We start from the raw sequence: 12,646 nt of genomic DNA, 5'->3' as shown, positions 1-12,646 counted from the left end.
TGCCGAACCGGCCGTCGGCTACTCCTCCTTCTCCGGCTCCTCGCCAAGAGCCGCCTTCTCCGGCAGCTCGGCCGCCAAGGCCGCCGCGGCCTGCACCAACGGCAGCGCCAGCAGCCCCCCGGCGCCCTCTCCCACCCGCACTCCGTGGTCGAGCAGCGGTTCGAGGGCCATCCGGTCCAACGCCTTCGCCTGACCCGGCTCCCCGGAGTCGTGCGCGGCCAGCCACCAGTCCGGCGCCCGGAAGGCGATCCGCTGCCCGACCAGCGCACAGGCGGCGACCACCACACCGTCCAGGACCACCGGCAGCTTCCGCACCGCGGCCTGCAACAGGAACCCGGTGATCGCGGCGAGGTCGGCGCCGCCCACGGTCGCGAGCAGCTGCAACTGGTCGCCCAGCACCGGCCGCGCCCGCCGCAACGCGTCCCGGATCGCCGCGCACTTGCGCATCCACGCCAGGTCGTCGATCGCGAGCCCGCCCCGCCCGGTCACCACCGACGCGTCGGTCCCGCACAGCGCGGCGATGAGCACGCCCGCCACCGTGGTCCCGCCGACGCTCACATCGCCGAGCACCACCAGATCCGTACCGGAGTCGGCCTCCTCGTCGGCGACGGCCATCCCGGCCCGGAACGCGGCCTCCGCCTCCTCCAGGGTCAGCGCGTCCTCGACGTCGATACGACCGCTGCCGCGCCGCACCCGATGCCGTACGACGTCCTCCGGCAGCGTGTCCGGGTCGGTGTCCAGCGCCATGTCGACGACCCGCACCGGCACCCCGAGCCGCCGCGCGAGCACCGACACCGGCCGCCCGCCCTCCAGCACCTCGCGCACCAACTCCCCGGCGCTGCCCGCCGGCCGGGCCGAGACGTCGAGCTCGGCGATGCCGTGGTCACCGGCGAAGAGCACCACCCGCGGCCGTTCGACCGGACGTACCGGCACGGCGGACTGCGCGGCGGCCAGCCACTCACCGAGGTCGTCGAGGCGGCCCAGCGACCCGGGGGGCACGATCTGGCGCTCACGACGCGCCTCGGCGTCGCGGCGCACCCCGCCGTCGGGGCGCTCGATCAGATCGGAGAAGTCGTCGAGATTAAGCGAGCTCATTCGCCGAACAGTACCGGCACCGGTCGAACGGAACGGCGGCACAGGGGCACCACGCACACCGCACGTCGTTGCTCCCAAGATCGAGATCCCATACGTTCCGTTTTGCAGTGGATTGTCGTATGTCTCAGGGAGCCCCCATGAAACGCCTGCGCGCCCGACTCACCGACCTCGACCGCAGACGGCGCCACCGCTCGACGGCCCGCGCGATGCTGCGCCTGAACCCCGAACCGGAGAGCTGGCTGGACGTCGGCACCGGCGAGGCCCACTTCCCGGCCGAGGCCAAGGCGTTCTTCCCGTACACCTCCTTCGACGGCCTCGACACGACCACGGCCGTGCTCGTGGCCCGCGAGGCGGAACGACTGGAGGAGGCCTACATCGGCACCCCGGCGGCCCCGCACCTCACCCAGGCCCTGACCGCCCGCTACGACGTGATCAGCGTCCTGAAGCCGGTCACGGAGCTCGGCGCGGTCCTGACGTTCCTCCGCCCGGGCGGCCATGTGCTGGTGGAGACCGAGGGAGCCACCGACGCGCTCCGCGGGGAACTCGAAGCCGCCCACTGCACGATCCTCCCGACCACCCGCCCCCCCGCCCTCGACCGCCTGTCGAGGACGACGCGAGTGATCGCCCGCAGACAGGCGCAGCAGACCTCAGCCCCGTAGCACCAGCGCCTGCCCCGCCACCACCAGCAGCACCTGCTCGCACTCCCCGGCGAACGCCGCGTTCAGCCGCCCGAGTTCGTCCCGGTAACGCCTCCCGGACGCGGTGGCGGGCACGATCCCCGACCCCACCTCGTTCGACACGGCGACGACGGTCCGCCGGGTCGCCCGCACCGCGTCCGTCAACTCCCGCACCCGCTTGCGCAGCGCCCGCTCCCCGCCGCCGGCCCACTCCGCGTCGTCCCACGCCCCGACGGCGTCCATCGCGTCCGTCAGCCACAGCGACAGACAGTCGATCAGCAGCGGCGGCCCCTCCTCGGCCAGCAGCGGCACCAGGTCACAGGTCTCCGCCGTACGCCAGGAGCCCGGCCGCCGCTCCCGGTGCGCGGAGACCCGCGCTGCCCACTCCCCGTCCCCGTTCCGCGTCCCGCCGGTGGCCACGTACAGCACCTCGGGGAACGCCTCAAGGCGCCGCTCGGCCTCCACCGACTTCCCGGACCGCGCCCCGCCCAGCACCAGCGTCCGCCGCGGCACATCCGGTACGTCCTCGTAGGCGCCGACGGTCAGCGTCGTCCCGTCGGGCACGGCCCGCGCGCCCGCCGCCGCGAGCCGGCGCCGCAACTCACCGCCCGGCGGCACGTCGTGGTCCAGATGCACGGCGACGACATCGGTGGTCGGCCCCACGGCCCCCACCGCCCGAAGCCTGGCCAGCGCGTCCGGCCGCCCCACGACATCGGCGAGGACCATGTCGTACACGTCCTTGCCGTTCTCCTCCAGCCCCGCCGGAGCGCCCCCGGGCGGCAGATACAGCAACCGCTGCCCGTCCGGCCCGGTCACCGCGTACCCGGTGCCGGGCGTGTCCATCGCCACCGCCCGCACCCGATGCCCCGTCAGCAGCGCCAACTCCCGCCCGTCCGGCACCCGCCCCGGCTGCGGCAGCCCCGCCGGCACCTCCACGGCGGGCCCGACCTGCGGATGCGACAACAGCACCTGCCGTACGCCCCCGAGCGAGCGCCCGGCCCGAGCGGCGGCGAAGGCGACACCGGGCGTCAGATCGAGCATGAGCGCCCCGTCGACGAGCAGCGCGGTGGCGGCCCGGGCGTCAACACCGAGCGCGACAGCACACGAGGAACAGGGGCAGGAGGGCCGGGGCAGCCCCGTGGGCCCCCCGGTACCGAGCAAAGTCACGTCCACAAGACAGATTTTCGCCGGTAACTTCTGATCATGCGCGCGCTGCATGCCGTTAAGGGGCGCGGGGAACTGCGCGATCACCCCCCACGCAGCCGCAGACAACCGAATAGGCTCTGAACCCTAGTCATACCCGGGAGGCGTACATGGCGGCATGGACGTGGCGATTCGAGAAGGCCGACGGGACGGAGGTCCAGCCCGCGGTGCAGCCCGAGGAGTTCACCACCCAGGGCGACGCCGAATCATGGGTCGGCGAGTTCTGGAAGGACCTTGTCGAGGGCGGCGCGGATCAGGTGCACCTCTTCGAGGACGACACGAAGATCTACGGTCCGATGAGCCTGCACGCCGAGGAGGCGTAGGACCTGGGAGAAAAAGGGGGGCGGCCTGCTCGGGCCGCCCCCTTCTCACTGCTCGCCCAGCGTCACGTCCACCGTCTTCTCGTCCCCGTCCCGCGTGTACGTCACCGACGTCTTGTCACCCGGCGATCTTGCCGCCAGTGCCTCGGAGAGGGACGTGATCGTGGTGACGTCGGTGTCACCCAGCTTGGTGATGATGTCGCCGGCCTCCAGACCGGCCTTGTCCGCGGCCCCGCGGCTCTTCACCTCGACGACGGCCACCCCCGCGGCCTGGAAGCTGTCGTCGACGACCGTGCGCCCGGTGATGCCGAGCGCGGCCCGGCCCGAGTCGGTGACCTTGCCGTTCTCGACGATCTGGCCGGCGACCGTCTTCACCATGGACGCGGGGATGGCGAACCCGATCCCGGGTGCCGCGCTGTTGCCGAAGTTGGGGTCGGTCGCGGCGAGCGTCGGGATGCCGATGACCTGCGCGTCGAGGTTGACGAGGGCGCCGCCGCTGTTGCCGGGGTTGATGGCCGCGGAGGTCTGCACCATGTTGCCGATCGTCGCGCCCGTACCGCCGTCCGAGCGGCCCTCGGTGACGGTCCGTCCGGTCGCCGAGACGATGCCCTGCGTCACGCTGGACGACAGTCCGAGCGGCGAGCCCATGGCCAGCACGATCTGGCCGACCTGGACCTTCGAGGAGTCCGCGAACGTCGCCGCCTTCAGCCCGTCCGGCACCTTGTCCAGCTTGATGACGGCGAGGTCCTGCTCCGGATAGGAGTAGACGAGCTTCGCCGACAGGGTGTTCTCGTTGTTGGCGGTGGTGACCTGGAAGGTCTTCTCGTTGCCGACGACGTGCGCGTTGGTGACGATGTGTCCCTTGTCGTCGTAGACCACCCCGGAGCCCAGGTCACCGGAGGCCTGGATCTGCACGACCGACGGCAGGACCTCCTTGATGACCTTCTGGTAGGCGTCCTGGAGGGCGTTGTCGACGGCGGGAGCGGCGGCCTGGGTGGTCGGGTCCTGCCGCTCACCGGAAGAACCGGAGGAACCGGAGCCGGAACATCCGGCGAGCAGCGCGACGCAACAGGCGAGCGCGGCGAAGGGCGTGACAAGGCGTGGGGCACGGCGGCGGTGAGCGTCCATGCCCCGAGTCTCACTTCAGAGTGAATGTCCGGCTTGCGCTGTACCCCCGAACGGGCGCTTCAGGGCCTGTCCGGCGGATCGTGCCGCGGACAGGCCCTAGCCGCGCACCCCGCACAGGTGCAGCAGCGCCGCGACCGCCCGGTACGGATCGGTCCGCCCGGCCCGCTCCTCGGCCGCCAGCAGCGACTCCAGGTCGGCCGGGATCTCCGCCCCGTCCACCGCGGTGTCCGTGAAGACCCGTACGCCGTACCAGGCCTGGAGCGGCGCCCCGATCCCGGCCAGCGTCGCGGTCAGCGCCGCGAGCCGGTCGGCGCGTACGTCGAGGCCGAGACGGTTGGTGTACGAGACGGTGTCGAAGGAGGCGAGCGCCGTCGCCCAGTCACCGGACAGCCCCGGCCGCATGGCCAGCGCGTCCGCGTTGCGCACCAGCAGCGACACCAGCCCGCCCGGCGCGAGCATCCGCCCCAGGCCCGCCAGCAGGGCGTCCGGCTCCTCGACGTACATCAGCACGCCATGGCACAGCACCACGTCGAAGCTGCCGGGCAGGAAGTGCACCCCGGTGTCCCGGCCGTCGCCCTGGACCAGCCGCACCCGCTCCCGGATGCCCTCCGGCTCACCCGCCAGGGACTCCCGGGCGGCGGCGAGCATCGTCGCGTCCTTCTCGACGCCGGTCACCTGATGACCGGCCCGGGCCAGCCGCAGCGCCTGCGTGCCCTGGCCCATGCCCACGTCGAGCACGCGCAGTCGCTGCCCGACCGGGAAACGTCCGGCTATCTGCTCGTCGAGCTGCCGGGCCACCAGCTCCTGTCGTACGACGTCCCGCAGTCCGCCCAGCTTGTTCAGCCAGGCCTCCGCGCCCCCGGTGAACGGCGTTGTGCTCAGGGCCGCTCTCCGCGCTTGACCTGCGGCTTGGGCAGCCGGAGCCGGCGCATCTGGAGGGAGCGCATGAGGGCGTAGGCCACCGCGCCCTTCCGGTTGTGGTCCGGGAAGCGCTCGGCGAGCCGCTTCTTCAGGCGGAAGCCGGTGAGGATCGAGTCGAGCACGATCAGCACGATCACGACGAGCCACAGCAGCAGCGCGATGCTCTGCAGCGCGCCCACCTGCACCATGCTCAGCACGAGGATGATCACGGCCATCGGCAGGAAGAACTCCGCCACGTTGAACCGCGAGTCGATGGTGTCGCGGGCGAACTTGCGGACCGGGCCCTTGTCACGCGCGGGCAGGTACCGCTCGTCACCGCCGGCCAGCGCCTGGCGCTGCCGCTCCATCGCGGCACGACGCTCGTCGCGCTGGCGCCGGGCGGCGTCCTTGCGCGTCGTCGTGGTGTTGGCGACGCTGCGGCGCTGGGACTGGCTCTCACTCCGCTTGGGAGTGGGGCGACCCTTGGGGGCCTGCGGATCGCGGGGCTGCTTGGAGTCGGTCACCGGGGCCTGGGCGGCGGTGGCCTTCTCTTCCTTGGTGGCACGGCTACGGAACACAAAACCCAAGGGTACGGGGTGCCCGGGGTTGGACCCCAGCCCGGTGGGGAACGATCCGGCAACACCAGTCGTCATGTAGGGGGACAGAGGGGACGTCCGGTGACCGACTGCTCACCCTGAAGGTCACCTACTCCTCACGCCGGAGCAAGGCCTGGGGCAGTCGTCCTTGGGGATGAGCGCATCCGTCCCCGAACAGTGCGTCAATGGATGCAGGGCCCGTACTGTGGGTTCTGTCGCAGAGCTGGAGCTGGAGTCCGTCAGAAGGGGGCGCGCGAAGCCCATGAGCGGTGTCATGAAGCGTATGGGGATGATCTTCCGCGCGAAGGCGAACAAGGCCCTTGACCGGGCCGAGGACCCTCGCGAAACCCTCGATTACTCGTACCAGAAGCAGCTGGAGCTGCTCCAGAAGGTCCGCCGCGGGGTGGCCGACGTGGCCACGTCCCGCAAGCGCCTGGAACTCCAGCTCAACCAGCTGCAGTCGCAGTCCTCCAAGCTGGAGGACCAGGGCCGCAAGGCGCTCGCGCTCGGCCGCGAGGACCTCGCCCGTGAGGCGCTGTCCCGCCGGGCCGCCCTCCAGCAGCAGGTCACGGACCTGGAGACCCAGCACGCGACGCTCCAGGGCGAGGAGGAGAAGCTCACCCTGGCGGCCCAGCGGCTCCAGGCCAAGGTCGACGCCTTCCGTACGAAGAAGGAGACCATCAAGGCCACGTACACCGCGGCCCAGGCCCAGACCCGCATCGGCGAGGCCTTCTCCGGCATCTCCGAGGAGATGGGCGACGTCGGCATGGCCATCCAGCGCGCCGAGGACAAGACCGCCCAGCTGCAGGCCCGCGCGGGCGCGATCGACGAACTCCTCGCCTCCGGAGCCCTCGACGACCAGTCCGGCATGCACAAGGACGACATCCAGGCCGAGCTGGACCGGCTCTCCGGTGGTACGGATGTAGAGCTGGAACTGCAGCGCATGAAGGCCGAGCTGGCCGGAGGCTCCTCCTCCCAGCAGGCCATCGAGGGTGGCGCGAGCCAGTCGCAGTCCCAGCAGCAGCCGCAGGACACCCCGCGCTTCGACAAGCAGTGACGGACGGCGGGGCCCACGCCTAGGAGGGCGACATGATCGTACGGATCATGGGGGAGGGGCAGGTGAGGCTGGCCGACGGCCACCTCACCGAGCTGAACAAGCTGGACGACGAGCTGTTGGCCGAGATGGAGAACGGCGACGGGCCCGGCTTCCGCCGCACCTTCGACGCCCTCCTGGCCAAGGTCAGGGAGCTCGGCGACCCGGTGCCGGACGACTCCCTGGAACCTTCGGACCTGATCCTCCCGTCCCCGGACGCGACGCTGGACGAGGTCCGGGAGATGCTGAGCGACGACGGGTTGATCCCGGGGTGACTTTTTAGCGGGGGTCCGGGGGCGCAGCCCCCGGTGCGGCCGCGACCGACGCCGGGCAAGAAGACAGCAAACCTACAGGTGGCCCCCGTTCCGCCCCCGGCAGGGCACCCGTACCTTGTCAGACGTGAGTACCGTCGATCGCATCCGGCACCAGCTGAAGGCGCACCCCCTGGCGCTGGACGCGATCCTCGCGGTCGGCGTCCTCGCCTGCATGGTGGTCGGCTCCTTCGTGGACCCGCGCGGCCCCGACGGAGTCACCTGGGGCATCCGCACCCCGGACCCGCTCAGCCTCGTCCTCATCGGCCTCAGCGCCGCCGCGCTCGTCTTCCGCCGCCGCGCCCCCATCACGGTCCTCGCCCTCACCGGCACCTTCTCGATCGTCGAGTGCGTCACCGGCGACCCCCGCGCCCCCGTCGCCATGTCCGCGGTGATCGCCCTCTACACCGTCGCCTCCACCACCGACCGCCCCACCACCTGGCGGGTCGGCCTGCTCACGATGACCGTCCTCACCGCCGCCGCCATGCTCGGCGGCCCCCTGCCCTGGTACGCCCAGGAGAACCTCGGCATCTTCGCCTGGACCGGCATCGGCGCCACCGCGGGCGACGCGGTCCGCAGCCGCCGTGCCTTCGTGCAGGCCATCCAGGACCGCGCCGAGAAGGCGGAACGCACCCGTGAGGAGGAGGCCCGCCGCCGCGTCGCCGAGGAGCGGCTGCGCATCGCCCGCGATCTGCACGACGTCGTCGCCCACCACATCGCCCTCGTCAACGTCCAGGCGGGCGTCGCCGCGCACGTCATGGACAAGCGGCCCGACCAGGCCAAGGAGGCGCTGTCCCATGTGCGCGAGGCCAGCCGCTCCGCGCTCAACGAACTCCGCGCCACCGTCGGCCTGCTCCGGCAGTCCGGCGACCCCGAGGCCCCGACCGAGCCCGCCCCCGGCCTCGACCGCCTCGACGAACTCGTCGGCACCTTCCGCAGCGCGGGCCTGCATGTCGAGGTCGCCCGCGCCGACGCCGGCACCACCCTGCCCGCCGCCGTCGACCTGGCCGCCTACCGGGTCATCCAGGAAGCCCTCACCAACGTCCAGAAGCACGCCGGCGGCGAGGCCAAGGCCGAGGTCAGCGTCGTCCGCGTGGGACCGAACATCGAGATCACCGTCCTCGACAACGGAGCCGGCGAGGGGGAACCCGCGGACGGCGGCGGACACGGGCTGCTCGGCATGCGGGAGCGCGTCACCGCCCTGCGCGGCACCCTCACCACCGGTCCCCGTTACGGTGGCGGCTTCCGCGTCCATGCGATCCTGCCGGTCAAGACCCGCGGCCGCGGCGCCGCCGACCCCGTATGACCGACCCGCGGAACTCAGGCGCACCCCGCGGCAGTTGTCGTAGCACTGGACCGTCTCCCGTAGAGGACCCCGTATGACCATCCGCGTCCTGCTCGCCGACGACCAGGCCCTGCTGCGCAGCGCCTTCCGGGTGCTCGTCGACTCCGAGCCCGACATGGAGGTCGTGGGGGAGGCCTCCGACGGGGCGGAGGCGGTGCGGCTGGCCAAGGAGGAGCGGGCCGATGTCGTGCTGATGGACATCCGGATGCCCGGCACCGACGGTCTCGCCGCCACCCGCATGATCAGCGAGGACCCGTCCCTCGCCCAGGTCCGCGTGGTCATCCTGACGACGTTCGAGGTCGACGACTACGTGGTGCAGTCGCTGCGGGCCGGCGCCTCCGGCTTCCTCGGCAAGGGCAGCGAGCCCGAGGAGCTGCTCAGCGCGATCCGGATCGCGGCCGGCGGCGAGGCGCTGCTGTCCCCGGCCGCCACCAAGGGCCTCATCGCCCGCTTCCTCGCCCAGGGCGACGCCGACGAGACCGCGGACCCCGCCCGCACCGCCCGGCTGGAGGCACTGACCGTGCGGGAGCGGGAGGTCCTCGTCCAGGTCGCCGGCGGACACTCCAACGACGAGATCGCCGAGCGGCTGGAGGTCAGCCCGCTGACCGTGAAGACGCACGTCAACCGGGCCATGGCGAAACTGGGCGCGCGGGACCGGGCGCAGCTGGTGGTGATCGCCTACGAGTCGGGGCTGGTACGTCCAAGGGTGGAGTGAACTCCACCCCGGCGTACTGCGGCCGGAGTATGCGCCGGATAAGGAAATGGACCTGGGGGCTACGAAACACCCGCCCCACAGGACACAGGGTGTAGGGGCCGCTTCTGCCGCTCACAGAATTGAGATCCCTGACCCATGTCCTGGCTGTCGAAGTTCAGCCTCGCCCAGCGTGCCCTGATAGGCCTGATGTCGATCATCGCGCTCGCCTTCGGCGCGATCGCGATCCCCCAGCTCAAGCAGCAGCTGCTGCCTTCCATCGAGCTGCCCATGGTGTCCGTGCTGGCCCCCTACCAGGGCGCCGCCCCGGACGTCGTCGAGAAGCAGGTCGTCGAGCCCCTCGAGGACAGCCTCGAAGCCGTCGACGGCATCGAGGGCGTCACCTCGACGGCCAGCGAGGGCAACGCCGTGATCATGGCGTCCTTCGACTACGGCCCCGACACCAAGCAGCTCGTCGCCGACGTCCAGCAGGCCGTCAACCGGGCCCGCGTCCAGCTCCCGGACTCCGTGGACCCGCAGGTCATCGCCGGTTCCACGGACGACATGCCGACCGTCGTGCTCGCCGTCACCTCGGAGAGGGACCAGCAGGCCCTCGCCGACCAGCTCGACAAGACGGTCGTCCCGGAGCTGAAGTCCATTGACGGCGTCGGCCAGGTCACCGTCGACGGCGTCCGCGACCTCCAGGTCACCGTCACCCCGGACGACGCCAAGCTCGCGAAGGCCTCTCTCACCTCGGCCGCCCTCGCCCAGGCCCTCCAGGCGGGCGGCGCGACCGTCCCGGCCGGCTCCTTCGACGAGGACGGCGCCAACCGCACCGTCCAGGTCGGCGGCGGCTTCACCTCGGTCGCGCAGATCCAGGACCTGATGGTCACCGGCGCGGCCGGAGGCAAGCCCGTGCGGCTCGGTGACGTGGCCACCGTGAAGCAGGAGGAGGCCGCCCCCGACTCCCTCACCCGCACCGACGGCAAGCCCAGCCTCGCCGTCATGGTCACCATGGACAAGGACGGCAGCGCGGTCTCCATCTCCGACGCCGTCGAGGACAAGCTGCCCGCCCTGCGCAAGGACCTCGGCAGCGGCTCTCGGATCACCGTCGTCAGCGACCAGGGCCCGGCGGTCGCCAAGGCCATCGAGGGCCTGACCACGGAGGGCGCGCTCGGCCTGCTCTTCGCGGTCCTCGTCATCCTGGTCTTCCTGGCGTCCGTCCGCTCCACGCTCGTCACGGCGGTCTCCATCCCGCTGTCGGTGGTGCTGGCGCTCATCGTCCTGTGGACGCGTGACCTGTCGCTGAACATGCTGACGCTGGGCGCGCTGACCATCGCCATCGGCCGGGTCGTCGACGACTCGATCGTGGTCCTGGAGAACATCAAGCGCCATCTCGGCTACGGCGAGGAGCGCCAGGAAGCCATCCTCAAGGCGGTCCGCGAGGTCGCCGGCGCGGTCACCTCCTCCACCCTCACCACGGTCGCCGTGTTCCTGCCGATCGGCCTGGTCGGCGGCATGGTGGGCGAGCTCTTCGGCTCCTTCAGCCTGACGGTGACGGCGGCGCTGCTCGCGTCCCTCGTCGTCTCGCTGACGGTCGTGCCCGTTCTGTCGTACTGGTTCCTGCGCGCCCCGAAGAACACTCCCGAGGACGCGGAGGAGGCCCGCCGTCTCGCCGAGGAGAAGGAGGCGAGGAGCAGGCTCCAGCGGCTCTACGTCCCCGTCCTGCGGTTCGCGACCCGGCGGCGCCTGACCAGCGTGCTCATCGCGGTCGTCATCCTCATCGGCACGTTCGGCATGTCCGGGCTGCTGAAGACGAACTTCTTCGACCAGGGCGAGCAGGAAGTCCTCACCGTCAAGCAGGAGTTGAAGCCCGGCACCAGCCTGGCCGCGACCGACGCGCAGGCGAAGAAGGTCGAGAGGCTGCTCGCCGACACCGAGGGCGTCAAGGACTACCAGGTCACCATCGGCTCGTCCGGCTTCATGGCCGCCTTCGGCGGCGGCACCGACACCAACCAGGCCTCCTACTCGGTGATGCTGGACGACTCGGCCTCCTCCGACGAGGTCCAGGACAGCATCGAGGCCGGTCTGAAGAAGCTCGACGGCATCGGTACGACGACCATCGCGGCCGGCGACGGCTTCGGCAACCAGGACCTGAGCGTCGTCGTGAAGGCGGCCGACGCGGACGTCCTGCGCGAGGCGTCCGAGGAAGTGCGCAAGACCGTCGCGGGCCTGGACGACGTCACCGACGTCACCAGCAACCTCGCCGAGAGCGTCCCGCGCATCTCGGTGAAGGCCAACTCCAAGGCCGCCGCGGCCGGTTTCAACGACCAGACCCTCGGCCAGGCCGTCGCCCAGGCGGTCAAGGGCACCACCGCCGCCAAGGCGATCCTCGACGACACCGAGCGCGATGTCGTCATCCGGTCGGCGAAGCCCGCCCGGACGCTGGACGAGCTGCGGAACCTGAAGCTGGGCCCGGTGAAGCTGGGCGACATCGCCACGGTGAAGCTGGTGGACGGCCCGGTGTCGATGACCCGGATCGACGGCCAGCGCGCGGCGACCATCACCGCCAAGCCGACCGGCGACAACACGGGCGCGGTGAGCCAGGACCTCACGTCCAAGCTCGACGCGCTGAAGCTCCCGGCGGGCGCCACGGCCGAGATCGGCGGTGTCACCTCCGACCAGGACGACGCGTTCAAGAACCTGGGCCTGGCGATGCTCGCGGCGATCGCGATCGTCTTCATGCTGCTGGTGGCGACGTTCCGGTCACTGGTGCAGCCCCTGATCCTCCTCGTCTCCATCCCGTTCGCGGCGACGGGCGCGATCGGCCTGCTGATCCTCACCGGCACCCCGATGGGCGTCCCCGCGATGATCGGCATGCTGATGCTCATCGGCATCGTGGTGACGAACGCGATCGTGCTGATCGACCTCATCAACCAGTACCGCAGGCAGGGGTATGCGACGGTCGACGCCGTCATCGAGGGCGGCCGGCACCGGCTCCGCCCGATCCTGATGACGGCCCTGGCGACGATCTTCGCCCTGCTCCCGATGGCCCTCGGGGTCACCGGCGAGGGCGGCTTCATCGCCCAGCCGCTGGCCGTCGTCGTGATCGGCGGTCTGATCACCTCGACGCTGCTGACCCTGCTCCTGGTCCCGACGCTCTACACGATGCTGGAGCTCCGCAAGGAGCGCCGCGCGAAGAAGCGGGCCCTGAAGCGGGAGAAGAAGGCGGAGGCGCCGGCCCAGCCGGAACCCGCGGGCGTGTGACCCGCCCCTGAGAGGGCGGC

The 12,646-nt window shown here is 71.4% G+C and carries 12 protein-coding genes; 7 read left to right on the top strand and 5 right to left on the bottom strand.

What is annotated here, in order from left to right:
* Window positions 1–18: 18 nt before the first annotated feature.
* Window positions 19–1,095: a nicotinate-nucleotide--dimethylbenzimidazole phosphoribosyltransferase gene (cobT, locus tag CRP56_RS11905; RefSeq protein ID WP_097263081.1), complete on the bottom strand. Its 1,077-nt coding sequence runs from the start codon at window positions 1,093–1,095 to the stop codon at window positions 19–21.
* A 137-nt stretch (window positions 1,096–1,232) separates the two neighbouring features.
* Here cobT and CRP56_RS11900 point away from each other — a divergent pair, with 137 nt between their 5' ends.
* Window positions 1,233–1,754: a methyltransferase domain-containing protein gene (locus CRP56_RS11900; protein WP_097263079.1), complete on the top strand. Its 522-nt coding sequence runs from the start codon at window positions 1,233–1,235 to the stop codon at window positions 1,752–1,754.
* Here the strand turns inward: CRP56_RS11900 and CRP56_RS11895 are convergent.
* The gene (locus tag CRP56_RS11895) at window positions 1,743–2,945 is read right to left on the bottom strand and encodes a bifunctional adenosylcobinamide kinase/adenosylcobinamide-phosphate guanylyltransferase (RefSeq protein WP_097263077.1); all 1,203 of its coding nucleotides are present in this window, start codon (window positions 2,943–2,945) and stop codon (window positions 1,743–1,745) included. The genes CRP56_RS11900 and CRP56_RS11895 overlap by 12 nt on opposite strands.
* Window positions 2,946–3,085: 140 nt before the next feature.
* Between CRP56_RS11895 and CRP56_RS11890 the strand changes: the two genes are divergently transcribed.
* Window positions 3,086–3,298: a hypothetical protein gene (locus CRP56_RS11890; protein ID WP_097263075.1), complete on the top strand. Its 213-nt coding sequence runs from the start codon at window positions 3,086–3,088 to the stop codon at window positions 3,296–3,298.
* A gap of 45 nt (window positions 3,299–3,343) precedes the next feature.
* Here CRP56_RS11890 and CRP56_RS11885 read toward each other — a convergent pair whose 3' ends face one another.
* The 3 genes from CRP56_RS11885 to CRP56_RS11875 form a co-directional block, all read right to left on the bottom strand.
* Window positions 3,344–4,423 carry a S1C family serine protease gene (locus tag CRP56_RS11885; protein ID WP_097263072.1) on the bottom strand — a complete coding sequence of 360 codons (1,080 nt, stop codon included), beginning with the start codon at window positions 4,421–4,423 and terminating at the stop codon, window positions 3,344–3,346.
* Between the two features lie 96 nt (window positions 4,424–4,519).
* On the bottom strand, window positions 4,520–5,221 hold the full coding sequence (locus CRP56_RS11880; RefSeq protein ID WP_079308727.1) for a class I SAM-dependent methyltransferase: 702 nt from the start codon (window positions 5,219–5,221) through the stop codon (window positions 4,520–4,522).
* Window positions 5,222–5,301: 80 nt separating this feature from the next.
* Window positions 5,302–5,976 carry a DUF3043 domain-containing protein gene (locus CRP56_RS11875; RefSeq protein WP_097263070.1) on the bottom strand — a complete coding sequence of 225 codons (675 nt, stop codon included), beginning with the start codon at window positions 5,974–5,976 and terminating at the stop codon, window positions 5,302–5,304.
* Between the two features lie 205 nt (window positions 5,977–6,181).
* On the opposite strand from CRP56_RS11875, the gene CRP56_RS11870 reads away from it, so the two are divergent.
* The 5 genes from CRP56_RS11870 (at window position 6,182) to CRP56_RS11850 (ending at window position 12,626) form a co-directional block, all read left to right on the top strand.
* Window positions 6,182–6,976, top strand: a complete 795-nt coding sequence (locus tag CRP56_RS11870) for a PspA/IM30 family protein (protein ID WP_097263068.1) — start codon at window positions 6,182–6,184, stop codon at window positions 6,974–6,976.
* A 32-nt stretch (window positions 6,977–7,008) separates the two neighbouring features.
* On the top strand, window positions 7,009–7,287 hold the full coding sequence (pspAA, locus tag CRP56_RS11865; RefSeq protein ID WP_097263066.1) for a PspA-associated protein PspAA: 279 nt from the start codon (window positions 7,009–7,011) through the stop codon (window positions 7,285–7,287).
* A gap of 124 nt (window positions 7,288–7,411) precedes the next feature.
* Complete coding sequence (locus tag CRP56_RS11860; protein ID WP_097263064.1) at window positions 7,412–8,629, top strand: sensor histidine kinase; 1,218 nt, start codon at window positions 7,412–7,414, stop codon at window positions 8,627–8,629.
* A 73-nt stretch (window positions 8,630–8,702) separates the two neighbouring features.
* On the top strand, window positions 8,703–9,383 hold the full coding sequence (locus CRP56_RS11855; protein WP_097263061.1) for a response regulator: 681 nt from the start codon (window positions 8,703–8,705) through the stop codon (window positions 9,381–9,383).
* A gap of 135 nt (window positions 9,384–9,518) precedes the next feature.
* On the top strand, window positions 9,519–12,626 hold the full coding sequence (locus CRP56_RS11850; RefSeq protein ID WP_097263059.1) for an efflux RND transporter permease subunit: 3,108 nt from the start codon (window positions 9,519–9,521) through the stop codon (window positions 12,624–12,626).
* The last annotated feature ends 20 nt before the right edge of the window (window positions 12,627–12,646 follow it).

The sequence above is a fragment of the Streptomyces sp. TLI_55 genome, from assembly GCF_900206255.1.
Lineage (GTDB): Bacteria > Actinomycetota > Actinomycetes > Streptomycetales > Streptomycetaceae > Streptomyces > Streptomyces aquilus.
The sequence above is the reverse complement of the archived record's forward strand: the minus strand, read 5'-3'. Positions and strand labels throughout refer to the sequence as shown.